The organism is Paracoccus sp. PAR01 (assembly GCF_014851995.1).
Taxonomy (GTDB): Bacteria; Pseudomonadota; Alphaproteobacteria; order Rhodobacterales; family Rhodobacteraceae; genus Paracoccus; species Paracoccus litorisediminis.
The window spans coordinates 85,627-110,752 of sequence record NZ_JACVAW010000003.1 but is presented as its reverse complement, the minus strand read 5'-3'; the positions used below and the strand labels follow the sequence as shown (position 1 = coordinate 110,752).

The following is a 25,126-nucleotide window of genomic DNA, read 5'->3' as shown; positions in this document are numbered from 1 at the left end:
GATATGGCCGACACGATGCAGTTCGACCTCGTCTCGCCGGAACGGAACCTTGTTTCCGTTCCCGTGCGCGAGGTGCGCCTTCCCGGCGCCGATGGCGACCTGACGGCGATGCCCGGCCATGCGCCGGCCATCGTCAACCTGCGGCCCGGTGTTGTCACCGTGGTCGCGGCTGACGGGTCGGAGACGGAGTTCGCGGTGACCGGCGGTTTCGCCGAGATCAACAACGAATCCGTCACCCTTCTGGCCGAGCGGGGACATCCGCGCGCCGAGATGACGCAAGAGATCTTCAATGACATGATGGCTCAGGCCCAGCGTCAGGTGAAGGTCGCGCAGGAGCGTGGCACTGCCGGGGAAGAGATCGTCGCCGCAGCCGTCAAGCTGCTGGCCGACATGGAGGCCCTTGGTACCCATATCGGGCTGGACCCCAACCAGTCTAATTTTCTGCATTAAGCAGGAAACCTGACCGGAAGATCAATTGAAGCCCCGGTAATTCCGGGGCTTTATCTATATAGGGGCGCCGCAATCCGGCGCTTTGGGGGAAAAGCTTTGAGACGGTTCGGTCATTACGCCGTGGGCATCGCCAACGGTTCCATCGACATGTTTTCGGCCTTTGAGGATCTCGGCCCGATGTGGACGGGAGAAGGTTCTCGGCTGGAGGCGCGGGAGGTCAGATTCGACGAGAGCTTCGTCGAACCGCCTGTGGTGCAGATCGGGCTGTCGATGTGGGACATTGGCGTCAACGGCAATCAGCGGGTCGACATCAAGGCAGTCAATGTCACCCGCGAGGGGTTCCGCGCTGAATTCCGCACCTGGGGCGATACGCGTGTGGCGCGGGTCCGGGCCAGTTGGATAGCTGTCGGACCCGTGCCACATCTTGACGATTTCTCGGACGATTAAGCCCTAGCTCTGCTCAATGTTCATCCGGATCAGCCCTGCGACCTGATCCGGGTGGGTGATCGGCAGCATATGCCCGGCCCCCGGCACTGTCGCGAGACCGACCTCCTGCATGCGCTCGGCCAGAGCCTCGGCGATAGACCCGATGACTGGCGGGGAATCCCCGCCCATGATCAGCATCACCGGCGCGTCGATCGCCTCAAGCCCGCCCTCGCGCAGGATATTCGCGCTGTCCCGCATCAGGGTGTCATTGCCCGATACCACCATGGCGATCTGCCGGATCAGCCGGGCCCGGCCTGTGGTGGTCTGTCGGTCCAGATCGACCTCTCCCCAAAGCGACAGGAACTGACGGGTCGCTTCCTCATCCATGCCGTCAAGGGACAGCCGACGGATGGTCTCCAACTCGGTCTCGGCGGTGGGGTCGGGGGCCGCGGCAAACAGCACCGGCTCGATCAGGGTCAGGCTGCGGACGGCCTCGGGGGCGGCAACGGCGATGCGCAGCGCGATGGTCGCGCCGATGCTGTGGCCGATCAGGTCCAGTGGCCGCGTGATCAGCGGCGCAATCTGGCGGGTGGCATGGGTGTGAAAATCAGGCTCGCCCGGCCAGTCCGGGCTTTGCCCGTGGCCCGGCAGGTCGGGCGCGGTGATCTGCACCAGATCGGCAAGACCTGCCGCGATGGGACCCCAGTAGCTGGCATTACCCATCATGCAATGCAGCGCCAGCGCCGGGCGCTCGGTTTGGCCCGGCCAGTTTCGAATATGCATGGGCGTCACAGGCTCGACAGGTGGCGGTCGAGGAAGTCCAGCCGGTCCTGACCCCAGAACCGCTCGCCGCTGTCGCGGACGATATAGAAGGGCGCGCCAAAGACTCCGGCCTCGACCGCTTCCTCCAGATTGCGCTCATAGGCCTGCGCGCCGACGAACAGCCCGCTATCGGCCAGACCGGGATCGAAGCCCGCTGCTGTCAATTTCGCGCGGATCACCTCGTCATCGGCGATGTTCAGTTCCTCGGCCCAGACGGCGCGGACAAAGCTGCGCACCAGCGCGGGCAGATCGCCACCACCGGCCTTTTGCGCGGCGATGATCGCATAGGATGACGGGGCAGGGTTCACCGGCCAGAAGGCGGGCTTCAGGTTCAGCGGCATGTCCAGATATTCGGACCAGCGGCGCAGTTCCTGCCCCCGGTATTCCATGCGCGACGCGTGGCGATTGGCCGGGCGGATGCCGCCGGTGCGGTCGAAAAGCTGCAGCAGGTCAAGCGGCTTGTAGGTGATCTGGGCACCATGCCGGGCGGCGATGTCTTCGAGCCGGCTGCCCGCAAGATAGGTCCACGGGCTTTGTGTCCCAAAGTAATAGTCGATATGCGCCATAAGCGGCCCTCCGGGGTTTGCGGGCAAGCTAACGCGGTGATAAGCGGGGCGCAATCTTACGAATCCAGCACCAATACGCCATATTCAGAATGACGGAGCAAGCCATGCCGGCCATGACCGAACCCAAGCTGATTGCGGGCAACGCGAACCGGCCTTTGGCCAATGCGATTGCCCGCCGCATGTCGATGCATCGCGGCATGAATGTCGCCCCGATCGAAGCCCGTGTCGAGCGCTTCAACGATCAGGAAATCTTCGTCGAGGTCTATGAGAACGTCCGCGGCGAGGACATGTTCATCATCCAGTCGACCTCGAACCCGGCGAACGACAACCTGATGGAACTGCTGATCATGACGGACGCGCTGAAGCGGTCGTCGGCACAGCGCATCACCGCCGTGATCCCCTATTTCGGCTATGCCCGTCAGGACCGTCGCTCGAAGGCGCGGACCCCGATCAGCGCCAAGCTGGTTGCGAACCTGCTGACCGAGGCCGGTGTCGACCGCGTCCTGACGCTGGACCTGCATGCGGCCCAGATCCAGGGCTTCTTCGATATCCCGGTGGACAACCTTTACGCGGCTCCGGTCTTTGCACTGGATATCCTGCACCACTTCAAGAACCGCCTGTCGGACGTCATGGTGATTTCGCCCGACGTCGGCGGCGTGGCCCGCGCCCGCGATCTGGCGCAGCGCATCGGCGCACCGCTGGCGATCGTGGACAAACGCCGCGAGAAACCCGGCGAGATCGCCGAGATGACCGTGATCGGTGACGTGACCGGCAAAACCTGCATCATCGTCGACGACATCTGCGACACCGCCGGCACGCTGTGCAAGGCCGCTCAGGTCCTGACCGAGCATGGTGCGACCGAAGTCCATGCCTATATCACCCATGGCGTCCTGTCCGGCCCGGCGGTCGAGCGCGTGCAGAACTCGGTCATGAAATCGCTGGTCATCACCGATTCCATCGAACCGACCGACCATGTCAAAAGCGCCAGCAACATCCGCATCGTCCCGACCGCGCCGATGTTTGCCCAAGCCATCCTGAACATCTGGAACGGCACCTCGGTCAGCTCGCTGTTCGAGGTCGATACGCTGGGCCCGATCTATGAGGGGCTTTACACCAACGTGTAATCCCAAGGCATGCGGCGTGGCCCATCCACGCCGTGCGGAACCCCGGATGCTGCCGCGTCCGGGGTTCTTTTCATTTACAGAAAGCGCGGGAACTCGATCTTGGGGCAGCGATCCTCGATCACCGTCAGCCCCTGACGCCGTGCCCATTCCGTGGATTGAGGATGGCGGATGCCAAGCTGCATCCAGATGGTGCGCAGCCGCGGCAGATAGGCGATCGCGTCATTGACGATTCGCGGAACCGCCTCGGCCCGGCGAAAGATATCGACCATGTCGACCGGGATATCGGTCGGGATGGCCGAAAGGTCGGGATAGACCTGCTCGTCAAGGATGTGGTTGCCCGCATGGCCCGGATTGACCGGAATGACCCGAATACCCTGAGACTTCAGGAAGCGCGCCACGCCCCAGGCCGGGCGGTGTTCATTCGGCGACAGGCCGACCATGGCGATGCAGCGGGTCTCGCGGGCGATTCGTGCAATATCGACGTCCATCGGCGAACTACCGACGTCGCGGAGTATGGCGAATTCCATGTGATCCTCCCCCAGATCTCAACCTAAAGTCGCACATAAAAAGCGCCCGGTCCAGAGTTGGCCGGGCGCAAGTCGCGGAACGAGGGACAGTGATCTGACATGAGCGTTCCGTGCTCATGTCATGAAATAAATGACAACTGTGGCCTGAAAGTTCCACTCCTCTCGCGGAAAAGTGAGAATCTAAGGATGAAGCCGTGCCCAGACCGCTTTGGCCTGCATCAGGATGTCCTGCGGGTCGGCCAGCAGGCGTTCGCGGGCGGCTTCCGAGCGCAGCAGATAGGTGCGCTGGCCGATCACCGCGAAATAGCGGGGGTTTCCCGGTTCCGAGCGGCCTTCGGACAGGGCCACGACGCAAAGCCCGCCCAGACCCGGCGCAAAGGCCTTGGGGTTCGCCTCGAACCGCTCGCGATTGCCCTCCGAGACGAAATGCCACGCCTGACCGCGCCACATGGTCACGATGTCGGGCCGGCCGGGCAGGGCCGCGCCCTCTTGCCGGTAGCCGACCGGATCGATTCCGTTCAACGCCCAATCCTGCGCCGACGCGAGTTGCGGCCCGGCGGCAAACGACAGGAGAAGGGCGGCATAACGAAGCATGGCGGCTGCTGGTTGTGGAAAGGCTGGTTTACCCTGCATTTGGCAAATCGGCCCGTGATTCTCAACCACTGCCCCAGCAGCCTATCCGCGATGTGAAGGCTGCGCTCAGTTCCGTGAGGCTGCGTAAAGCGCCACCGCCGCCGCATTCGACACGTTGAGCGAACCGAAATCCGCGGCAAAGGGAATGCGGACGATCTTGTCGCAGGTCTCACGGGTGCGTTCGCGCAGGCCCGGGCCCTCGGCCCCGAAGACAAGGCAGATCGCCCGGCCCGGCAGGGCCTCCAGTGCCTCGGGCAGGGTTTCCTCGCCGGTGCCATCAAGGGCAATGATCGTGTAGCCCATCTCTTTCAGCTCGATCAGCGCATCGGCCAGATTGCCCACGCGCAGATAGGGCTGGCGTTCCAGCGCACCCGAAGCGGTCTTGGCCAAGGCACCGGTCTCCGGGGCGCTGTGGCGCGACGGTGCGATGACCGCACGTGCGCCAAAGACCTCGGCCGAGCGCAGGATCGCGCCGACATTATGCGGGTCGGTGACGCGGTCCAGCGCGACCAGCAGCGGCTTGCCCGGCCCCGACAGTGCCAGATCGGCCAGTTTGCCCCATGTCAGCGCCTTGACCTCAAGCGCCGCGCCCTGATGGACGCTTTCGGGGGGCAGGGGCACGACGCGGTCGAAGGTGCGCGCGTCGGTGATTTCAGGCTCGATACCGTCGGGAATATCGCCCAGCCGGTCCAGCGCGTTCTGGGTGACGACCAGCCGCAGCTTTTGCCGTTCGGGGTTGGCCAGCGCGTCGCGCACCGCATGCAGGCCGAACAGCCACACGGTCTCGGCCGCAGCGGCGCGGCGTGCGCGCTCTTTATCGATGACCCAGGTGGGCTTCTTGGTTTTCTGCGGTTTCTCGGCCATGGCGTTTCCTCGATTTCGGTTCTGGTTGCGCAGAAAACACGGAAAAATGCAACCTTTCGCAGGGTCGCAGCAACTTCCTGTGGATGACGCGTTTTTTTGCGCTTCTGCGCTTGACGCCCCCGCTCGCTATGGGTAATCACCGCCCCACGCCGAAAGTGATCGGCGGGCGACGTGCTGCAAGGTGCGGCAGCGGACTGTAACTCCGCCGGGGAGACCCATGCCTGGTTCGATTCCAGGGTCGCCCACCACTTTCCCTTATTTTCGAATAAAGTCAAAGTGGTGGCGCTCTGCCCGAGGGCCGGAGCAATCCAGAAATCGAAGCTTGAGCACACTGCTGAATGGCGCATGTCATTGTTTTTCCCTGACTGGGAAAACGCAAGAATATCGAAATCGGCGCAGATGATGCGCCGTGCAGGCCTTGCCAATGCGGCCTGAGGGGACGGGCTAATAGCGACCCGTTCTTCCTGACAAAACGGAAACACCGCCCCGAGGGTGGGGCGGTGTCCCTGTTTCCCGTAATCGCGCGACCGGTTTAGCCGAATCCCGCAAAGGGACATCGGTCGCGCGGCTGCAGGATCACTCGGCGGCGAACTGGTTCATGGTGTTCGCATGGCCACCGGCCTTCAGCGCGCGCTCGCCGCCGACCATTTCCTTGAAGGTGTCGCCCAGATCGGAGCCCACCTCGTGCTGGTGCTTGACCGCCGAGACGCCGCGACGAATTTCCTCGCGCTGGACGGTTTTGACATAGGCCAGCATCTTCTGGTCGCCGAAGTAGCCGCGCGACAGTTCGTCCACCGATTTCGCGGTCAGGTGGAAGGTCGGCAGCGTGATCAGGTTGTGGAACACGCCAGCGCGGGCCGAGATATCGGTCTGGAAGCGCTGCAGACGGGCATCCGCCTCAAGGCCCAGTTCGGTCGCGTCGAAATCAGCCTTCATCAGCTCATTGCCATCCGGATAGTCAGCGGCGCTGATCTTGCCCTCGGCCAGCCATTGTTCGCGGACCTGTTTGCGCAGGTTCAGCGTCCAGTTGAAGCTGGGCGAGTTGTTATAGGTCAGCTTGGCATTCGGGACAGCCTTGCGGATCTCGTTCACCATGCCGGCGATCTCATCGACATTCGGGGTGTCGGTTTCGATCCACAGCATGTCCGCGCCGCCCTGGGTCAGGTTGACGATGCAATCCTCGATGACGCGGGCGCGGCCGGTGCCTTCCTTGAACGGGAACAACCCATTGGCCATGCGCGCGGGCTTCACGAACTGGCCGTTCTGGAAGATCGCAAGCTCACCTTCCTGCATCGGGTTCGCGTCGGTGATCGCCTCGGTCTTGAGCCATTTGATATATTCGGCGGCCAGATCGCCGGGGCGTTGGCTGACCGGAACCTTCTGGGTCAGGCCTGCGCCAAGGCTGTCGGTGCGGGCGACGATGACGCCCTCGTCCACGCCCATTTCCTCAAGCGCCAGACGGCAGGCGCGCAGCTTCTCGATGAAGTCTTCGCGCGGCACGGTGACCTTGCCGTCCTGATGGCCGCATTGCTTGGCGTCCGAGACCTGGTTTTCGATCTGCAGCGCGCAGGCACCGGCCTTGATCAGTTCCTTGGCCAGCAGGTAGGTGGCGTGTTCGTTGCCAAAGCCTGCGTCGATATCAGCGATGATCGGAACCACATGGGTCTCGAAGCTGTCGATGGCCTCGATCGCCTTCTTCTCGGCCAGCGCATCACCGGATTTGCGGGCGTCCTTCAGTGCCTTGAACAGGTCGTTGATCGCCACCTCATCGGCCTGACGCAGCGAGACGTAGATTTCGTTGATCAGGTCGGCAACGGCAGTCTTTTCATGCATCGACTGGTCGGGCAGGTGGCCGAAGCGGTTGCGCAGACCGGCGACCATCCAGCCGGACAGATAGACATAGGTGCCGCGCGCGGTGCCGCGCATGCGTTTCACCGCCTTGATCATCTGCTGGGCGTGGAAGCCCGACCAGCAGCCCAGCGATTGCGTGAACTTGCTGCTGTCGGCGTCATAGGCCGCCATGTCGGCGCGCATCACCTTGGCCATGTCGCGGGCGATGTCCAGATGGGTGTCATAGCTGTTCTGCATCCGCAGCTGGACGATATCGTCGACCGTGACGCCACCGGGGGTCTGGCCCGAGGGGTAACGCGCGGCAACTTCGGCGCGCAGTTCGGCATAGGTCTTGCGATTGGACATGAATTTCCTCCTCAGGAATTTTGGATAGGGGGCGGGCCGTGGCCCGCCGAAAAGGGTGCGCTCAGTCGAGGGCGTTCAGCACGTCATAGGCGGACGTGGTGATGAAATCGGGCAGGGTGGGCGCGGTCGCGGCCTCCAGCACGATCCGCGCCGCCGAGGGGTAGCGCCCGCGATGGAAGCGGTCCGGCCCAAGCCGTTCGAGGATCGAGACGATTTCGGCCTGGACCAACTCGCCCAGCCAGTCGGCGGTCAGGCGTCGCTCATCCCCGAATTCGGTCGCGACCAGCGCGCCGTGGCGGATCCATTGCCACAGCTGGGCACGGCTGATCTCGGCGGTGGCGGCGTCCTCCATCATGTTGTGGATCGGAACCGCGCCGCGGCCCTGCAGCCATTGCGCCAGATATTCGATGGCGACCGAGACATTCAGGCGGACGCCGGTTTCGGTGATCTTGCCCTGATGCGGCTTGAGCAGCATCGCGGGTTCGATCCGCCATTCCTGACGCGGACGTCTGATCTGGTTCGGGCCGGGCATGGCGTCGTCAAAGATCGCCTGCGCAACGGGGACCAGATCGGGATGGGCGACCCAGCAGCCATCGAAGCCCATGCCGACTTCCCGGCGCTTGTCGGCGCGGACCTTGTCGAAGGCGGCCTCATTGGCCTCGGGGTCGTTCTTGACTGGGATCGCGGCCGACATGCCGCCCATCGCATGGATGCCGCGACGGTGGCAGACCTTGACGACGCGCGCCGCATAGGTGGCCAGGAAGGCTTCGTCCATGACAAGGCTGGAGCGGTCGGGCAGGACATAGGCGGCATGATTGCGCAGATTCTTGATGTAGCTGAAGATGTAATCCCAGCGCCCGCAGTTCAGCCCGGCGATATGGTCGCGCAGTTCCCAGACGATCTCGTCCATTTCGAAGGCGGCAGGCAGGGTCTCGATCAGGACGGTGGCCTTGATCGTGCCTTGCGCAATGCCCATGCGTTCCTGGGCAAAGACGAAGACCTCGTTCCAGAACTTGGCCTCGCCGTGGCTTTCGAGCTTCGGCAGGTAATAGAATGGTCCGCGTCCGGTCGCAGCCAGCGCGCGGCCGCAATGGAACAGCGACAGGGCAAAGTCGAACAGCGCCGCGGAAACCGGCTGGCCGCCCATCAGGACATTGGCCTCGGATAGATGCAGGCCGCGGGGGCGGATGATCAGCAGGGCCGGGTTCGGCCCGACGCGGTAGGCTTTGCCCGTCGTCTCATCGGTGAAATCCAGCGTCCCGTCGCGATAGTCGATCAGGTTCGCAAGACCCGAGATGATGTTCTTGAAGCTGGGTGAGGTCGCGTCCTCGAAATCCGCCATATAAACCCGCGCGCCCGAGTTCAGCGCATTGATCATCATCTTGCGGTCGACGGGGCCTGTGATCTCGACCCGGCGATCCTCAAGGGCGGCGGGGACGGGGGCGGCCTGCCAGATGCCCTGACGGATCTCGCGGGTATGGGGCAGGTAATCGGGCAGCTCACCCCGGTCCAGCCGTTCCTGACGGCGGGCGCGGGCGACCATCAGCGCGTGCAGGCGCAGTCCGAAACGGGCCTGCAGCTCGGCCACGAAGGTCATCGCATCGGGGGTCAGCACATGTTCCGAGCCTGCAACGGCGCGCAGGACAACGGGGGGCAGCGGGGGTGCGTTGCGATCGAGCGGCATTTTCGGCTCCTGTTGATTGGCCTATGAATGTCACGTTAGTAATGTCAGAAATGTAATGCACTATTTGATTGGGGATCGCGGGTCCTTATCGGGTATGGTGGTAGGGTTTGTCACAGGCTTTGCGGCCGCTTTGTAAGGTTTGTCACATGACAAAACGCAACGAGAAACTGATCATCGGCCAGCGGTTGCGGATGCTGCGGCAATCGCTGGGGCTGACGCAGGCGCAGATGGCGACCGAGCTGGGGGTTTCCGCCAGCTACATCACCCTGATGGAGGCCGATCAGCGCCCCGCCTCGGCGCGCTTTCTGATGAAGCTGGCGCAGGTCTATGACCTGAACATCTCGGAACTGGCGCCCGCGACCGATGCACAATTGGCGGCGGATTTCTCGACCGCACTGAAGGACCCGGTTCTGGGGGTCGCGAACCTGCCGCGGGCGGAGCTTGAGGCGGTGCTGCAGGCCTCGCCCCGGATCGCGGCGGCCTTTGTGCGGCTGCATGACAGCCACCGTGAAGCGATCCTGCGCCCGATGGCCGATGACAACCCGATGACCGACCGCGACAAGGTCGAGGCGTTTGCCGAATCCTCGCGTCCCGTCGATGTGGTGCGGAACTGGTTCTATGCGCAAAAGAACTATGTCGATCCGGTCGACCGCGCCGCCGAAGCCTTGGCCGAGGAACTGGCGCTGCATCGCAATGAGCCGCATCTGGCACTGACCAACCGGCTGGCCGGACATGGCATCCATGTCCGCATCCTGCCCTCTCATGTCATGGGCGATCAGCTGCGGCGCTTCGATTTCCACCGCGGCGAGCTGATGATTTCCGAGTTGCTGGGCCAGTCCAGCCGCCGCTTCCAGATCGGTGTGCTGCTGGCGCGGCTGGAACAGGAGGAGTTGATCGCCGGGCTGGTGGCGCAAGCCGGGCTGTCCGATGCGGCTGCGGTGTCGCTGTTGCGGGTCAGTCTGGCGAATTACTTCTCGGCGGCGTTGATGATGCCTTACGGGCGTTTCCTCGCCGCCTGTGAATCGGCGCGCTACGATGTCGAATTGCTGAGCCACCGTTTCGGCTCCAGCTTCGAGCAGGCGGCGCATCGCATGACCACGTTGCAGCGCCCCGATGCACGTGGGATTCCGTTCTTCTTTGTGCGGGTCGATCAGGCGGGGAACATCTCGAAGCGGTTCAGTGCCGGGCGGTTCCCGTTCTCGCGCTTTGGCGGGACCTGTCCGCTATGGAACATCCATTCCGCCTTCGAGACGCCCGAGCGCGTCCAGACGCAGGTGATCCGCATGCCCGAGGGGGCCAGCTACTTTTCCATCGCGCGCACAGTGACGCGGGCGGGCGGGATGCATGGCGCGCCAGCGCAAAGGCTGGCGATCGGACTGGGCTGCGACGTGTCCTATGCGCCAAGGCTGGTCTATGCCGACGGGATCGACCTTGAACGGACGCGGCCGGTCGATATCGGGCTGAACTGCTATCTGTGCGAGCGGCCCGACTGCTCGGCCCGTGCCCATGCCCCGATCAACCGCCGCATGAAGGTCAATGAGCGCGAGCGTAGTCTGGCGATCTTCAGCTTCGAGGAAGAGGCCGGTTAGGCCGGGCTGTTCCCGGTCAGCTCGTCAATGACCTGCATCCACAGGCTGGCGGGCTGGGCGCCGCTGACCACATGGGTATCGGCCACGACAAAGGTCGGGACCGAGTTGATGCCGCGCTGGCGGGCGTGGATCTCACGCGAGGCGACCTCATCGCGGTCCTCGGTGGTGGCGAGCAGGCGGCGGACCATCTGTCCATCCATGCCCGCGCCCTCGGCGATGGCGACCAGCACGTCGGGATTCGAGATGTTCTTGCCCTCGCGCCAATGCGCGCGCATCAGGCCCGACATGACCGGGGTCTGCGCAGCCTCAAGGCCCGCCCAGTAAAGCAGGCGATGGGCGTTCAGCGTGTTCGGCACGCGCTCGATCAGCGAGGGGTTGATCCACAGCCCCAGCCGTTCGGACGCCTCCATCACCGGTTTCATCGCGGCGATGATGCCCTTTTCGTCGCCGAACTTCATCTTCATGTAGGCGACGTAATCCATCCCGGCCTGAGGCATCTGCGGGTCCAGCCGGAAGGGCTGCCAAGTGATGGCAAAGGGATGCTCGGGGCGGCTTTCCAGCGCCCGGTCCAGCTCGGCCTTGCCGATCAGGCACCAGGGACAGACGGGATCGGCAAAGATGTCGAGGCGAACCTGTTGGGTCATGTTCTGTCCTTGCGATGGAAAGGCTGTGGCAGGGCGAATGCGCCTATTCGCGCTTTTACCGGGGCGGCGCAAGTCCTTCGGTCTTGAGCAGGGGTAGGCCGGTGCGGTCCTGCCAGCGGGCCGCCAGATCGTCCGGCACTGCATCGGTCGCGACGGCTTGGCGCAGTGCGGGCCAGGGCTTCCAGTCCTGCGCCATCAGCTGATCCAGCTCCTGATGCCCCATGGCAAGAACCGTCGTGCCATGACGCGATGCCAGCAGCGGCCATTGCGCAGGTGTCATGGTAGGGCTGGGAACCAGTGCCGCTGCCCCCTGTGCCCATGTCGCGAAAAGCGTGGTCAGCAGGTCCATGCCGGTCCCGCCCGTGATCAGCATCCGGTCCTGCGCAGTCAGGTCGAAGGGGTTGCCGGTCGGGCTGGTGCCGGGATCGCAGTCGTCAAGCGGTTGACCTTGGGCGAGTTCACGCAGGTCAAGCCGTGGCCGGGTTGGGTCTGCGGTTTCCCCGGACAATAGCAGGGTTGCCGTGGGATGGTGGGTTGCCTTGGACGGATCGGTCACGGGCAGCAGTCCAGCTGCAGTGGCGGCAAGAAAGGCGATGGCGTGTTCGGGGCGGTCGCAAGCGGCAAAGACCAGAACGTCGCCCGGCGCAAGGCCGGATGCCCGCATCGCCCCGGCCATAGACAGGATCGTGTGATGCAACCGGGCATAGGACCAGCGGTCAGCACGGCTGAGACCGATCACCGACATGGCCAGACGGTCCGGCGTGACCAGTCCGGTCCGAATAAGCTGTAGTGCCGGTTGCGTCATCCTGTCCCCTTATGTCTGCGGCGTCGGGATAGGGGCAAGCGGCGCGCAAAGAAAGGGGGGCTTTGCGCCCCCGTCGCTGACGCGACTCCCCCGCAGGATATTTTTGCAAGAAAGATGCTAGGCAGAACGCAAAACGGCCCGCCAAGGCGGGCCGTTCGAAAATTCGGCGTGCGATCAGAGCAGCTTCAGATCCGAGGCCGAGCTGCGACCGTCACGACCCGATTGCAGTTCGTAGGCGATCTTCTGGTTGTCGTTCAGGCCGGTCAAACCAGCGCGCTCAACTGCCGAGATATGGACGAAAACGTCCTTGCCGCCATCATCGGGTGCGATGAAGCCATAGCCTTTCGTGGCGTTAAACCATTTTACGGTGCCGGTAGCCATAATACCGTCTCTCCTTCGAAAACTACCCGGTGCGAGATTGCCCCGGGCCGTGCAGCCCTTTCTCGTATATTCCGGCTGCCCGTAGAGGGAGGCGGTAGAAAGTCGTGCTCACGCGTCCGAGAGGATGAATGATTCGCTAAAAAAGGCAAGCGGTAATGCGCCGAGCGTCATGAAGACGCTCGACGTTTTCGGCAATATGTCGCTGATATTGCGGCAGCCTCAGCGCATGTCAGGCGGCGTTGCCTCGGAGCAAAGCATCTGAACCGCTTCGTCCAGTTTCAAGCTTTCGCTGCCCTGTTTGTCAAGGCGTCTGACAGAAACGCTGCGTTCCTCGACCTCTTTCATGCCGATCGCCATGATGGCCGGCACTTTGCCAACGGAATGCTCGCGGACCTTGTAGTTGATCTTTTCGTTGCGGGTATCTGCCTCGGCACGGATGCCGGCGGCGCGCAGCGTCTTGACCACTTCATGGACGTAATCATCCGCGCCCGAAACGATCGAGGCGACGACGACCTGACGCGGCGCCAGCCACAGCGGCATCTTGCCCGCGTAGTTTTCGATCAGGATGCCGATGAAACGCTCAAAGCTGCCCAGCACGGCGCGGTGCAGCATGACCGGCATGTGCTTGTGGCCGTCCTCGGCGACGAATTCCGCACCCAGACGGTCGGGCAGGTTGAAGTCGCATTGGAACGTGCCGCATTGCCATTCGCGGCCAATCGCGTCGGTCAGCTTGAAGTCCAGTTTCGGGCCATAGAAGGCACCGTCGCCGGGATTGACCTCATAGGGCAGGCCCAGATGCTCGATGGCACCGGCAAGCGCTGCCTCGGCCTTGTCCCAGATCTCATCCGAGCCCACGCGGACATCCGGGCGGGTCGACAGCTTGATGTCGAACTTCTCGAAGCCGAGGTCCTTATAGACCGAGGACAGCAGGCTGATGAAGCCCGCGCATTCCGCCTCGATCTGGTTTTCGGTGCAGAAGATATGCGCGTCGTCCTGCACGAAGCCGCGCACGCGCATCAGCCCGTGCATCGAGCCCGAGGATTCGTAGCGGTGGCACGAGCCGAACTCGGCCAGACGCAGCGGCAGGTCGCGATAGGATTTCAGGCCTTGGTTATAGACCTGAACGTGGCAGGGGCAGTTCATCGGTTTCAGCGCATTGATGCGTTTTTCCTTGGCGCCTTCCTCGTCCACCTCAACGATGAACATGTTCTCGCGGTAGGCTTCCCAATGGCCCGACTTCTCCCACAGGATGCGGTCGACGACCTGGGGCGTCTTGATTTCCTTGTAATCCGCGCGGATCAGGCGGCGGCGCATATAGGCTTCAAGCTCGCGATAGATGGTCCAGCCATTCGGGTGCCAGAAGACCATGCCCGGCGCTTCTTCCTGGAAGTGGAACAGTTCCATTTCCTTACCAAGCTTGCGGTGGTCGCGTTTCGCGGCCTCCTCCAGCATGGTCATATGCGCTTTCAGGTCGTCGCGATTGCGGAAGGCCACGCCATAAATGCGCTGTAGCATCGGGCGCGAGGCATCGCCCAGCCAATAGGCCCCAGCGACATGGGTCAGCTTGAAGGCATCGGCCGGGACCTGCCCGGTATTTTGCAGATGCGGGCCGCGGCAAAGGTCCTGCCAGTCGCCATGCCAATACATGCGCAGATCCTCGCCCTCGGGGATGCGGGCGATCAGCTCGACCTTGAAGGGCTCGTTACGCTCTTCGTAATAGGCGATGGCGCGGGCGCGGTCCCAGACCTCGGTGCGGACCGGGTCGCGGGCGGCGATGATCTGCTTCATCTTGGCTTCGATCTGGCCAAGGTCCTCGGGGGTGAAGGCTTCGGCGCGGTCGAAATCATAGAACCAGCCCTGATCGCGGACCGGGCCGATGGTGACTTTCACGTCGGGCCACAGCTCTTGCACGGCGCGGGCCATGATATGGGCGAGGTCGTGGCGGATGAGTTCCAGCGCAGGCTCGCTGTCCTTCATCGTGTTGATAGCGATCTTGCCGGATTGATGGATCGGCCATTGCAGGTCGATATACGCGCCATCAAGGCTGGCGGAAATCGCGTTCTTGGCAAGGCTGGGGGCGATGGAGGCTGCGACCTCGGCGGCGGAGATGCCGGCGGGATAGTCGCGCGAATTGCCATCGGGGAAAGTAAGCGAGATCTGGGACATGCAGTCCTCCTCGTCGGTTTGGCGCCCACGGAACGCCCGGTTGCGGGTTATGTCCGGCGGATTTGGACGGATTGAGACGGCTTGTCAATGCGGTTAGGCAAGGGTGTGATGCCGCGCCTTGTGCCCGTCGGCCAAAACACAGGAACGAATTCAATGACCGAGTTTCTTGAAACGCCGCAGGGTCGGCGCATCGCCTATAACCGCATTGCCGGGCAGGGGCCGGGCGTGGTCTTTCTGGGCGGCTTTCGGTCGGACATGCAGGGCACCAAGGCGGTCTGGCTGGAGGAATGGGCGCAGGCGCGGGGCCGTGCCTTTCTGCGCTTCGATTATTCGGGCCATGGGGAATCGGACGGGCGTTTCGAGGACGGCTGCATCGGCGACTGGCTGGAGGATGCCGTCGCCGCGATCTCGGCGCTGACGACGGGGCCGCAGGTGCTGGTGGGGTCGTCCATGGGAGGCTGGATCAGCCTGCTGGTCGCCCGCGCCATGCCGGAACGGCTGGCCGGTTTGGTGACGATTGCCGCTGCGCCGGATTTCACCGAACAGGGCTTCTGGGCCGCCTTCGGTCCGGCCGAGCGCGAGATGCTGCTGCGCGACGGGCAAGTCGCCATTCCCAGCGAATATGGCGCGCCCTATGTCATCACCCGTCGCTTGATCGAGGGTGGGCGCAACCATCTGGTCATGTCCGCGCCGCTGGACCTGCCGTTTCCGGTGCGCTTCCTGCAAGGGACAGCGGATGAGGACGTGCCGGTCCATTGGGCGACCAGCCTGCTGGACCATGCCACGGGGCCGGATATGCGGCTGGCGCTGGTCAAGGGCGCGGATCACCGCTTTTCGACCCCCGATTGTCTTGAACTGATCGGGGCTTCGGTCGCGGAAGTGCTGGAACGGGGCTGATCGCGGCTCAGATTGCGAGCTTGCCGTCCTCATCATTGGCGACGGTGCGGCCGCAATCCTCGGGCTTGTTGATGCGGCGTTTTTTCGCCGGGCCGCTGGTGCTGGCCTGTTCGTCGATGAAGTCCAGCACCAAAGGTCGGATGTTCAGCCGCCAGCTTTTCCCGGCAAAGATGCCGTAATGCCCGGCGCCGGGTTCCAGATGTTGCTGCTTGCGCCCCTCGGGCACGCCGCTGCACAGGTCAAGCGCGGCGACGCATTGGCCGGGGGCCGAGATGTCATCATTCGCGCCCTCTACCGTCATGATGGCGACATCGTGGATTTTCGACAGGTCGACCCGGCGGCCATGCACCTTGAACTGGTTCTGCGCGATCTCGCGTTCCTTGAAGATGCGCTGGACGGTCGACAGGTAAAATTCGGCGGTCATGTCCATGACCGCAAGATATTCGTCGTAGAACGTGTTGTGCTTGTCGCCTTCCGAGCCAAGGCCGCGGGCCTCGGCGAAGATCTTGTTGATGAAGGCGCGGGCATGGGTGTCGGCGTTCATCGCGATGAAGGACGAAAGCTGCGCAAGACCGGGATAGACCATGCGCCCGGCACCGCGATACTTGAAGCCGACCTGCTGGATCAGCAGGAAATCCAGCTCTCCCATGGTCATGCGGTTGCCGAAATCGGTGACTTCGGTCGCGGCGGCGTCGGGATCGATCGGGCCGCCGATCAGGATCAGCGAACGGGGCTGGGCCGCCGGTTCATGCTCGGCCAGTATCGCGGTCGCGGCCAAAGCCAGCGGCGCGGGCTGGCAGACGGCGATCACGTTGGTATCGGGGCCCAGATGGCGGATGAAATCGACGAGGTATTGGGTGTAATCTTCGATGTCGAACTTACCGGCGCTGACCGGGATATCGCGGGCATTGTGCCAGTCGGTGACATAGACATCGCAATCCGACAGCAGCGAGGTGACGGTGGTGCGCAGAAGCGTCGCGTAATGGCCCGACATGGGTGCGACCAGCAGCACCTTGCGCGGCATCGGTTCGCGACGGGCAACGCGGAAGCGGACAAGATCGCCGAAGGGGCGGGTCAGCTCCGGCTCGACATAGACGATGTGATCCTGCCCATCCTCAGAGACGATCGGCGGGATTTCCCAATCGGGCTTGATCACCATGCGCGAGAAGCTGCGCTCGGTCACGCGCCCCCAGGCGGACATCAGCTTGAACATCGGATGCGGGATCATCGCGAAGGCGGGATAGGATCCCAGCGCCCGCGCCGTCGCCCCCAGCCATTCGTTGGTGTTCCGGTACGTTTCCATCACGTCGTAGGAAATGATGCCCTTGGCACCCTTGTAAGTCGCCATCTTGCCTACTCATGATGTTCAGGCCTGCCGGAGAGGAGTCGGCTTTACCTGCGTTTCGGGACAGGCATAATGATTTGACGATGACGGAGGATTGTCAATTATGGCCGCAGAGGACGATAAGCCCAAGGGTGTGACGGGCAAGGGGAATGCGGCGAAATCGGGCAATCGTCCAAAGGCCGGTAAAGCGGCCCCGACGACCACCGAATCGCCCGCCGTGGAAAAAGCTGCGGCCACGAAGCCTGCGGAAAAGCCCGTGCGGAAGCGTGTCGCGAAGCCCAAAATCGAGACGGCATCGGTCGATCAGATGCTGACCCCTGCCAAGCCCGTATTGGCCAAGCCCGCCAGCGTTTCGGCCAGCAAGAAGCCGGGGGCCCGCAATGGTCTGGGCCGCACGCATACGACCGCCCGCGTCGATACCCGGACCTCGCTGCACCGCAAGCCCAGAAAGAAGCCAGCCCCGGTCGTAGAGCCGGTCGAGCCGGTCGAGCCTGCCGAGATCATGGCCCCTGTCGCGCCGCCCTCGCGCCCGCCAGCCACTGTGCAGGGCGACGCACCGCATAGCCACACCACCGCCGAATTCATGGAGGCGGCCTTTGGCGAACATAGCCGTCTGCCCGAACAACTGGTCCAGAACATCGAGAGGATCGAATCGCTGACCCAGCGGCTGCTGGGCGCGCTCGCCTTGCGTCGGCCCAAGAATCCCGGCGTCGAGGGGCCGGGGGCCGACCTGTTCACCACCGCCGCCGCCGCCTGGGTCAAGCTGGTGGCCGAGCAGCCCGAACGGGTGATGGAACAGCAAGTCAGCTATTGGGGTGAAACCCTGCGCCATTTCGCCGAGGCACAGGCTGCGTTGGCGCGGGGCACCTTCCGCGCCCCGCCCGATGAGGGGCCCAAGGATCGCCGCTTTGCCAACCCGCTTTGGGAAAGCCACCCGTTCTTCAACTTCGTCAAGCGCCAGTATCAGATCAATGCCGAGGCGATGCAGAAGGCGGCCTCGGATCTGGATGTCTCGGAAATGTCCGATCGGCGTCGGATCGAATGGTTTACCCGCCAGATGATCGACATGATGGCGCCGACGAATTTTCTGGCCACCAATCCCGACGCGCTGGAAAAGGCGTTGGCGACCGAAGGCGAAAGTCTGGTCAAGGGGCTGGAGAATCTGGTCCGCGATGTCGAACAGCATGGCGGCGAATTCATCGTCTCGCTGGCCGATCGCGATGCTTTTCGGGTCGGCGAGGATATCGGCACCACGCTGGGCACCGTGGTCGCCCGCACCAAACTTTATGAGCTGATCCAGTACAAGCCAACGACGGAAACGGTGCATGCGATTCCGCTGGTGATCTTTCCGCCATGGATCAACAAATTCTACATCCTCGACCTGAAGGCGCAGAACAGCCTGATCAAATGGATCGTCGATCAGGGCTACACGCTGTTCGTCGTTTCGTGGAAGAACCCCGGACCGGGCTACGGCGATATCGGGATGGACGATTACGTCTCGGCCTATCTGGACGTGTTTGATCGGGTACTGGACCTGACCGATCAGCCCAAGCTGAACGTGGTCGGCTATTGCATCGCGGGCACGACACTGGCGATGACACTGGCGCTGCTGAAACAGCGCGGCGACGACCGGGTCAATTCGGCGACGTTCTTTACCACGCTGACCGATTTCTCGGATCAGGGCGAGTTCACCGCCTTCCTGCAAGAGGACTTCGTGTCCGGTATCGAGTCCGAGGCCGGGCGCAGCGGTGTGCTGGCCTCGCAACTGATGGCGCGGACTTTCAGTTTCCTGCGCGCCAATGATCTGGTCTGGGCGCCGGCAATCCGCAGCTACATGCTGGGCGAACGTCCTCCGGCCTTTGACCTGTTGTTCTGGAACGGCGACGGCACCAACCTGCCGGGCCGGATGGCGGTCGAGTATCTGCGCGGGTTGTGCCAGCGCAACGCCTTTGTCGGTGAGGGGTTCGAACTGTTCGGCCAGTCGTTGAGCGTGCGCGATGTGACCGTGCCGCTGTGCGCCATTGCTTGCGAAAGCGACCATATCGCGCCCGCACGGGACAGTTGGCGCGGCGTGGCGATGATGGGTTCGGCGGACAAGACCTTCATCCTGTCCGAATCGGGCCATATTGCCGGGATCATCAACCCGCCGGGCAAAAAGAAATACGGCCATTACGTTTCGGCTCAGGGCTTCCAGAACGGGTTCGACGCCTGGCGCGAGGGAGGTGAGTTTCGCGAGGGCAGCTGGTGGCCGGAATGGGACAAATGGCTGGCGCCGCAATCGGGCGAACAGGTTGCTGCCCGCGATCCGGGCGAGGGGCTGGGACCAGCTCCGGGGACCTATGTCCATGAGCGGTCCTGAAAAGAAATGCTGCATCGCAGCGAAATCTGTTGAAATGCTGCAGTGCAGCATCTATATTTGAAGCTGTAGAGGTTAACCGGCGCTCCAGCACTCTGCGCCTATCCAGGAGACGGACTATGGCCAAGGCCCCAGACTTCACGAAGACCTTTCAGGAAATGATCGCGAAATTCCCGGTGGACACCTCGTCCTTCCAGGACGCGTTCAAATCGCAGACCGCGCTGGGCGAGAAAATGGCCAAGGTTGCCCTGGCCGCTGCCGAGCGTTCGACCGAGATCACCTCGCAATGGGCCAAGGACACCATCGCCCGCATGGGTGAGCTGGCCAGCTCGAAGGACGAACCGGCGGAATACGCGAAGGCCGTCAGCGACTTCGCGACCGCCGCCGCCGAAATGGCAGCCGAGCACATGGCCGCCTTTGCCGAAGTGGCCAAGAAGGTCCAGATGGACACCGTCGACCTGATGCTGACCGCTGGCAAGGATCTGGCCTCTGACGCCCAGAAGGCCGCTGAGACCGCCACGCGCGAAACTCAGGCTGCTGTCAAGAAAGCCGCCGCGGCTGCTGCTTCGGCCGCCAAGGTCTGAGGGACGGAACATCGTAGGGAAGGGGGGCAGGCGACTGCTCCCCTTTTTTCATGTCCGGGTCATGATGCGGTCGCGGCGATTTTCTTTGCAATTCCGCAACCGTTTTTTCATCATGCTGCAAATGCATAGCCGGAGGAGACATGGCCGAGGTTGACAACACGTCGCCACTTTTGATCAAGCGCTACGCGAGCCGCCGTCTCTATAACACCGAGACCAGCGATTACGTCACGCTTGAGGATGTCGCGATTTTGATCCGCAAAGGGCGGCAGGTCCAGATCGTGGACCTGAAATCCGGCGACGACCTGACGCGCCAGTATCTTCTGCAGATCATCGCCGAGCATGAAAGCCGCGGCGAGAACGTCCTGCCGATCGAGGTGCTGACCGATCTGGTGCGCAGCTACACCACGCAGGCTCAGTCCGTCGTGCCGCAATTCCTTGCCGCCAGCTTCGAGATCCTGCGCGAGGGGCAGTCCAAGCTGATGGAGAACATGGCGACGTTCCCGAACCCGATGTCCACGATGCCGGGCTTTGAGGCGCTGCAGCGTCAGCAGCAGATGTTCCTGCGCGCCATGACCGCTGGCTGGGCCGGCAGCAGTGGCCCCGAGCCGGAAGGCGACGCCGAGATCGGCAAGCCCCCTTCCGGTGGCAAGTCTGCGGCTTCGGCTGACATGGATGAAATCCGTCGTCAACTTGCCGAGCTACAGAAGCGAATTTCCAAGCTGTGACCGCTTGCACAGGCCCGTCGATCACGCTAGACGGGCCTCCACGGACAGTTGGCCGAGTGGTCGAAGGCGCACGCCTGGAAAGTGTGTAGGCGGGGAACCGTCTCGAGGGTTCGAATCCCTCACTGTCCGCCACAATCTCCTGATTAATCAATAAATATCAGATAGATAGAAGCGCAGTGGAGTTGCCTCAGATTACACATGAGGTTACACACACGTGCAACTCCTTTTCCAAACCGGGTCTCTCTGTGCCATGTGTCGGCACATCCAGCTCAATGGAAATATTTGGTAGTACCGCCGCCGAATTCCCGAAGATTGCCAGGACCTTCATCGTGATCCGGTGTCTCGGAAGAGGCAGACCCAACTCTTCTCTCTGAAGACCATCGACCAGACGGAAGCCAGCAAGAGGGCCAACAGCCACACACTGAGGCTCGACGCCACTTGGAAAGCCTACAGGTAGGGCATGATCTGATCCCCGGAAACTGGACCGTTTGAATCTGGAGTTTTCCGCTAGGCTTCCTTGGCTGGGAGACTGAGGAGGATCAGAAAACAGTCCGGGGGACTGTTTTCCCGACGAAGCGGAATTGGCATGAAGGCGACAAGTTTTCGGACGCACAGAAGGCGTTCATTCTGAAACAGGGCGAGGAGGGAACACCGGCCGCTGAGATCTTCCGTAAGGCCGGGATCAGCCAAGCCACCTGCTTCGCTTGGAAGAAGAAGTATGCAGGGCTTCTGCCCGATGAGATGCGGCGACTGAAGCAACTCGAGGACGAGAACACACGGTTGAAGAAGGTCGTGGCCGACCTCACGCTCGACCGCGAGATGCTTCAGGGATGCCATTCGGCGCAAGCTCGTTCGCCGGTTGGCTTGAACCAATGGTGCCCACCGGCTCACCCTGGTCGCATGCGCGAACTGGTTCGCGGGATATGCAACGATTGGGCGGTATCGATCCGGACGGCTTGTGGGGTCATCGGGTTCGAGCGGTTTTCGTTTCACTACAAGTCCCGCCGCACCGATCAGGCCGCCGTGGCGAAGCGGATCGGTGAGATCTGTGAATATGAGCCGTCGAGGCGCCATCGGTCCGAGCCCGACGGCGATTGGTGTCCGGTATGGCTACCGGCGCGTCCACGTTTTGTTGGATCGTGAAGGCTGGGGCATCAACATCAAGAAAGTCTATCGTATTTACAGAGAGTTGGGGATGCAGCTCAGAAACAAAACGCCGAAGCGGCGGGTCAAGGCAAAGCTGCGCGACGATCGCACCGAGGCCGTCGGCCCCAATGACGTTTGGGCGATGGAATGAGGCGGATCAGAAAACAGTCCGGGGACTGTTTTCCCGCCAAATGGGCACGACCAGTTGGCGACAGGCAAGAAGCTCCGCGTCCTTACCGTCGTCGACACCTTCTCGCGGCTCACGTACCGGTGCTGGACGTGCGTCTCAGCTACCGCGGCGAGGATGTGGTCACCACCCTTGACCACGTATGTCGGAAGATTGGCTATCCGAAGACGATCCGCGTCGATCAAGGCACCGAGTTCGTATCGCGTGATATGGACCTCTGGGCCTACCAACGCGGCGTCATTCTGGACTTCTCGCGCCCAGGAAAGCCGACCGACAACGCCTTCATTTTACGTCGGGATAACAGTCCCCCGGACTGTTTTTTGATCCCTCCTCACCTTCAATGGCCCGTTCCGAACCGAATGCCTGAACCAGCACTGGTTCATGACCCTTGCAGACGCGGCGGAAAAGCTGGAGGCTTGGCGTAGATGCCATAACGAAGAACGGCCACACGGCGCGATCGGCAACAAGGTCCCGATCATGCTGACGAAACCAGGGGGCGCAACCCGCCCGTCACCCTGAGCGAGGTCGGAAAACTCTGCCTTCGGGCGGGCCAAGGTCGGCGATCAGAGCAGGAGAGCAGGCTCTCCCTGGCCTCTTTGGGCCACCTTTCGAGTTCCGTCTTTCCCGGTCCGATCATGGCTATCACTGCGGCCTTGACCACTGGGCGGGGCGCCCCCTCAACCTGATTTAGATCTCCTTCCGGCAATCCGGTGTTGGTGATGTGGTGGAGAATGGTCAGTTGTGATGCCTTGATGTCCAACTCAACGACAGAAAGGCCATCTATCAGGATCTGCTTGCGTTGCTCTGGCTTGACGCTTTGGAAATCCCCATTAAGCCGACCTCCCTTATTGAAGTTACAGGATTTGGTATCTGCTAGGTTGAAGACCCTGCGAACCTCTGGGAACGGAATGCCGCTGAAGGTGTGGCGCGCATAGATGGCGTAGATCCGCTTCATCTCAGCAGCGAGTGCATTTACCTTGCCGAACTTGGGCAGAGGAAGCGGCTTCAGCTTCGCTCGGCCCGATCTGGATGGGCAAGGCATAACCGCAATCGTCGCCCAGCTAGTCGAGGTAGGGTTTGTTGCGATCTATTTCGGCTGGACGGTGAACCGGCCGACTTCTGAGCAGGAGTCAGATATCAGGTCCGGATCGTGTTTCGCTTAATATTTTCAGGATTGTACGAGCTGGTGGCCGATGAGGTCCGGCTGGGCAGTTCAGCAGGAGGACCGTGATCGGCGTGTGGGCGTTAGCTAGGCTGTCGCAAGATGCTTGGGACGCGCCGCACGCTGAGGCATGCTGATCCTTCCAGGCAGAGCTCAAGTGATCAGAAGCGCCTGATCATGATTCCCGATCATGCAACAGGTGTACAGGGCGGCATATATCGAATGGTCATTCCGCTGGTTGCAGCAGCCCTGAGCCTGTCTGCTTTATAGATCTCAGGCCAATGGCAAGAAAGCCGCCCTTTCGGGCGGCTTTCCGATCTTTCTGTCCCTCGGCTGCGGATCAGCAGCTGTAATACATCGCGTATTCGATCGGGTGGGGGGTGTGCTCGTAGGCGTAGACCTCTTCCCACTTCAGCTTGATGTAGCCTTCCAGCTGATCGCGGGTGAACACGTCGCCGGCGAGCAGGAAGTCCATGTCCTTCTCCAGCTCTTCCAGCGCCTCGCGGAGCGAACCGCAGACGGTCGGGATCTCGGCCAGTTCTTCCGGCGGCAGATCGTAGAGGTCCTTGTCCGAAGCCGGACCCGGATCGATCTTGTTCTTGATGCCGTCGATACCTGCCATCAGCAAGCCGGCAAAGGCCAGATAGGGGTTGGCCGACGGATCGGGGAAACGGGCTTCGACGCGCTTGGCTTTCGGCGATTCCGTCCACGGAATCCGCACTGCGCCCGAGCGGTTGCGGGCCGAATAGGCCAGCAGAACCGGTGCCTCAAAGCCCGGGATCAGGCGTTTGTAGCTGTTGGTGCCCGGGTTGGTCAGGGCGTTCAGCGCCTTGGCGTGCTTGATGATGCCGCCGATGAACCAGAGCGCTTCTTGGCTCAGGTCGGCATATTTGTCGCCGGCGAAGAGCGGCTTGCCGTCTTTCCAGATCGACATGTTCACGTGCATGCCCGAGCCGTTGTCGCCTTTCATCGGCTTCGGCATGAAGGTCGCCGATTTGCCGTAGGCGGCGGCCACGTTGTGGATGACGTATTTGTATTTCTGGATGTTGTCGGCCTGCTGAACCAGCCCGCCGAAGATCATGCCCAGCTCGTGCTGCGCGGTCGCAACCTCGTGGTGGTGCTTGTCGACCTTGATGCCCATGCGCTTCATGGTCGAGAGCATCTCGCCGCGAATGTCCTGAGCCGCGTCGATCGGGTTCACCGGGAAGTAGCCGCCCTTATGGGCTGCGCGGTGGCCGAGGTTGCCGTCCTCATAGGAGGAATCGGTGTTCCAGGCGGCGTCGACGGCGTCGATCTCGAACGAGACTTTCTGCGGCGTGATCTGGTACTTCACGTCGTCGAACAGGAAGAACTCAGCTTCCGGGCCGAAATAGGCTACGTCGCCGATGCCCGAGGCCTTCAGATAGGCTTCGGCCTTGACGGCGGTGCCGCGCGGGTCGCGCGAATAGGCTTCGCCAGTGTCCGGCTCGACCACGTTGCAATGCACGCAGAGAGTTTTTTCAGCGTAGAACGGGTCGATGTAAGCCGAGGCCGGGTCCAGGATCAGCTTCATGTCGGACTGGTCGATGGACTTCCAGCCAGCGATCGACGAACCGTCGAACATGAAGCCTTCCTCGAAGAAGTCTTCGTCGACGAGGTCGGCGACCAGCGTCACGTGCTGCAGCTTGCCCTTGGGATCGGTGAAGCGAACGTCGACATATTCGACATCCTCCGCCTTCATCAGATCCAGTACGTCCTTGACTTGCATTGGATTCCTTCCTCCATTCAGTCGGCCCGACCGCCGCGGCCGGACAGGGTAAAATGTGCGGGCCGGCCTTGGCCGACCCCGTCATGCCATCGCGAGAAGA

At 62.4% G+C, this 25,126-nt stretch carries 23 protein-coding genes, 2 tRNA genes and 1 pseudogene; 12 read left to right on the top strand and 14 right to left on the bottom strand.

The window, feature by feature from the left end:
• The first annotated feature begins 3 nt into the window (after positions 1–3).
• The gene (locus tag IB235_RS08045; protein WP_155039599.1) at positions 4–450 is read left to right on the top strand and encodes a F0F1 ATP synthase subunit epsilon; all 447 of its coding nucleotides are present in this window, start codon (positions 4–6) and stop codon (positions 448–450) included.
• Positions 451–546: 96 nt separating this feature from the next.
• Positions 547–897 (top strand): H-type lectin domain-containing protein, encoded by a 351-nt coding sequence (locus IB235_RS08040; protein ID WP_155039598.1) that lies wholly within the window; start codon positions 547–549, stop codon positions 895–897.
• A 3-nt stretch (positions 898–900) separates the two neighbouring features.
• Here the strand turns inward: IB235_RS08040 and IB235_RS08035 are convergent, their stop codons facing one another.
• Positions 901–1,659 carry an alpha/beta fold hydrolase gene (locus IB235_RS08035; protein ID WP_225612110.1) on the bottom strand — a complete coding sequence of 253 codons (759 nt, stop codon included), beginning with the start codon at positions 1,657–1,659 and terminating at the stop codon, positions 901–903.
• Between the two features lie 5 nt (positions 1,660–1,664).
• On the bottom strand, positions 1,665–2,264 hold the full coding sequence (locus IB235_RS08030; RefSeq protein ID WP_192336320.1) for a 2-hydroxychromene-2-carboxylate isomerase: 600 nt from the start codon (positions 2,262–2,264) through the stop codon (positions 1,665–1,667).
• 104 nt (positions 2,265–2,368) lie between these two features.
• Here IB235_RS08030 and IB235_RS08025 point away from each other — a divergent pair, with 104 nt between their 5' ends.
• Positions 2,369–3,388, top strand: a complete 1,020-nt coding sequence (locus tag IB235_RS08025; RefSeq protein WP_155039595.1) for a ribose-phosphate pyrophosphokinase — start codon at positions 2,369–2,371, stop codon at positions 3,386–3,388.
• Between the two features lie 74 nt (positions 3,389–3,462).
• Here the strand turns inward: IB235_RS08025 and IB235_RS08020 are convergent, their stop codons facing one another.
• The 3 genes from IB235_RS08020 to rlmB all read right to left on the bottom strand — a co-directional run bounded on the left by IB235_RS08020 (position 3,463) and on the right by rlmB (position 5,412).
• Complete coding sequence (locus IB235_RS08020; protein ID WP_155039594.1) at positions 3,463–3,915, bottom strand: CoA-binding protein; 453 nt, start codon at positions 3,913–3,915, stop codon at positions 3,463–3,465.
• 180 nt (positions 3,916–4,095) lie between these two features.
• Entirely contained in the window at positions 4,096–4,509 is a 414-nt protein-coding gene (locus IB235_RS08015; RefSeq protein WP_155039593.1) for a YHS domain-containing (seleno)protein, read from the bottom strand.
• Positions 4,510–4,614: 105 nt separating this feature from the next.
• Positions 4,615–5,412: a 23S rRNA (guanosine(2251)-2'-O)-methyltransferase RlmB gene (rlmB, locus tag IB235_RS08010; RefSeq protein WP_192336319.1), complete on the bottom strand. Its 798-nt coding sequence runs from the start codon at positions 5,410–5,412 to the stop codon at positions 4,615–4,617.
• A gap of 164 nt (positions 5,413–5,576) precedes the next feature.
• Between rlmB and IB235_RS08005 the strand changes: the two genes are divergently transcribed.
• A tRNA-Tyr gene (locus IB235_RS08005) sits at positions 5,577–5,660 on the top strand.
• 328 nt (positions 5,661–5,988) lie between these two features.
• Here the strand turns inward: IB235_RS08005 and IB235_RS08000 are convergent.
• A complete protein-coding gene (locus tag IB235_RS08000; RefSeq protein ID WP_192336318.1) occupies positions 5,989–7,608 on the bottom strand; it encodes an isocitrate lyase in 1,620 nt (539 codons plus the stop codon).
• 61 nt (positions 7,609–7,669) lie between these two features.
• Positions 7,670–9,292, bottom strand: coding sequence for a malate synthase A (gene aceB, locus IB235_RS07995; RefSeq protein WP_192336317.1), 1,623 nt, complete (start codon positions 9,290–9,292; stop codon positions 7,670–7,672).
• A 146-nt stretch (positions 9,293–9,438) separates the two neighbouring features.
• On the opposite strand from aceB, the gene IB235_RS07990 reads away from it, so the two are divergent.
• Positions 9,439–10,881: a short-chain fatty acyl-CoA regulator family protein gene (locus tag IB235_RS07990; protein ID WP_192336316.1), complete on the top strand. Its 1,443-nt coding sequence runs from the start codon at positions 9,439–9,441 to the stop codon at positions 10,879–10,881.
• On the opposite strand, the gene IB235_RS07985 is transcribed toward IB235_RS07990, so the two are convergent.
• The 4 genes from IB235_RS07985 to thrS all read right to left on the bottom strand — a co-directional run bounded on the left by IB235_RS07985 (position 10,878) and on the right by thrS (position 14,877).
• Positions 10,878–11,525 carry a DsbA family oxidoreductase gene (locus IB235_RS07985; protein ID WP_192336315.1) on the bottom strand — a complete coding sequence of 216 codons (648 nt, stop codon included), beginning with the start codon at positions 11,523–11,525 and terminating at the stop codon, positions 10,878–10,880. The genes IB235_RS07990 and IB235_RS07985 overlap by 4 nt on opposite strands.
• 55 nt (positions 11,526–11,580) lie before the next feature.
• Positions 11,581–12,330 carry an AMP-binding protein gene (locus IB235_RS07980; protein WP_192336314.1) on the bottom strand — a complete coding sequence of 250 codons (750 nt, stop codon included), beginning with the start codon at positions 12,328–12,330 and terminating at the stop codon, positions 11,581–11,583.
• A gap of 174 nt (positions 12,331–12,504) precedes the next feature.
• On the bottom strand, positions 12,505–12,711 hold the full coding sequence (locus IB235_RS07975) for a cold-shock protein (protein ID WP_011747293.1): 207 nt from the start codon (positions 12,709–12,711) through the stop codon (positions 12,505–12,507).
• Between the two features lie 219 nt (positions 12,712–12,930).
• The gene (gene thrS / locus IB235_RS07970; protein WP_192336313.1) at positions 12,931–14,877 is read right to left on the bottom strand and encodes a threonine--tRNA ligase; all 1,947 of its coding nucleotides are present in this window, start codon (positions 14,875–14,877) and stop codon (positions 12,931–12,933) included.
• A 153-nt stretch (positions 14,878–15,030) separates the two neighbouring features.
• Between thrS and IB235_RS07965 the strand changes: the two genes are divergently transcribed.
• Positions 15,031–15,774 carry a carboxylesterase gene (locus IB235_RS07965; RefSeq protein ID WP_192336312.1) on the top strand — a complete coding sequence of 248 codons (744 nt, stop codon included), beginning with the start codon at positions 15,031–15,033 and terminating at the stop codon, positions 15,772–15,774.
• 7 nt (positions 15,775–15,781) lie between these two features.
• Here IB235_RS07965 and phaZ read toward each other — a convergent pair whose 3' ends face one another.
• Positions 15,782–17,122: a polyhydroxyalkanoate depolymerase gene (gene phaZ, locus IB235_RS07960; RefSeq protein WP_192336311.1), complete on the bottom strand. Its 1,341-nt coding sequence runs from the start codon at positions 17,120–17,122 to the stop codon at positions 15,782–15,784.
• Positions 17,123–17,702: 580 nt separating this feature from the next.
• On the opposite strand from phaZ, the gene IB235_RS07955 reads away from it, so the two are divergent.
• The 6 genes and pseudogenes from IB235_RS07955 to IB235_RS07935 all read left to right on the top strand — a co-directional run bounded on the left by IB235_RS07955 (position 17,703) and on the right by IB235_RS07935 (position 22,636).
• Positions 17,703–19,478 (top strand): alpha/beta hydrolase, encoded by a 1,776-nt coding sequence (locus IB235_RS07955; RefSeq protein ID WP_225612126.1) that lies wholly within the window; start codon positions 17,703–17,705, stop codon positions 19,476–19,478.
• A 116-nt stretch (positions 19,479–19,594) separates the two neighbouring features.
• The gene (locus IB235_RS07950) at positions 19,595–20,059 is read left to right on the top strand and encodes a phasin family protein (RefSeq protein ID WP_155039582.1); all 465 of its coding nucleotides are present in this window, start codon (positions 19,595–19,597) and stop codon (positions 20,057–20,059) included.
• A 140-nt stretch (positions 20,060–20,199) separates the two neighbouring features.
• The gene (gene phaR, locus IB235_RS07945; RefSeq protein WP_192336309.1) at positions 20,200–20,784 is read left to right on the top strand and encodes a polyhydroxyalkanoate synthesis repressor PhaR; all 585 of its coding nucleotides are present in this window, start codon (positions 20,200–20,202) and stop codon (positions 20,782–20,784) included.
• 42 nt (positions 20,785–20,826) lie between these two features.
• Positions 20,827–20,916, top strand: a tRNA-Ser gene (locus tag IB235_RS07940).
• A gap of 169 nt (positions 20,917–21,085) precedes the next feature.
• Complete coding sequence (locus IB235_RS25815; protein ID WP_370576858.1) at positions 21,086–21,241, top strand: hypothetical protein; 156 nt, start codon at positions 21,086–21,088, stop codon at positions 21,239–21,241.
• 167 nt (positions 21,242–21,408) lie between these two features.
• Positions 21,409–22,636: pseudogene (locus IB235_RS07935) on the top strand (IS3 family transposase).
• Here IB235_RS07935 and IB235_RS07930 read toward each other — a convergent pair.
• A complete protein-coding gene (locus tag IB235_RS07930) occupies positions 22,593–23,072 on the bottom strand; it encodes a hypothetical protein (protein WP_192336308.1) in 480 nt (159 codons plus the stop codon). The pseudogene IB235_RS07935 and the gene IB235_RS07930 overlap by 44 nt on opposite strands.
• Positions 23,073–23,619: 547 nt before the next feature.
• The gene (gene glnA / locus IB235_RS07925; RefSeq protein WP_155039579.1) at positions 23,620–25,026 is read right to left on the bottom strand and encodes a type I glutamate--ammonia ligase; all 1,407 of its coding nucleotides are present in this window, start codon (positions 25,024–25,026) and stop codon (positions 23,620–23,622) included.
• Between the last annotated feature and the right edge of the window lie 100 nt (positions 25,027–25,126).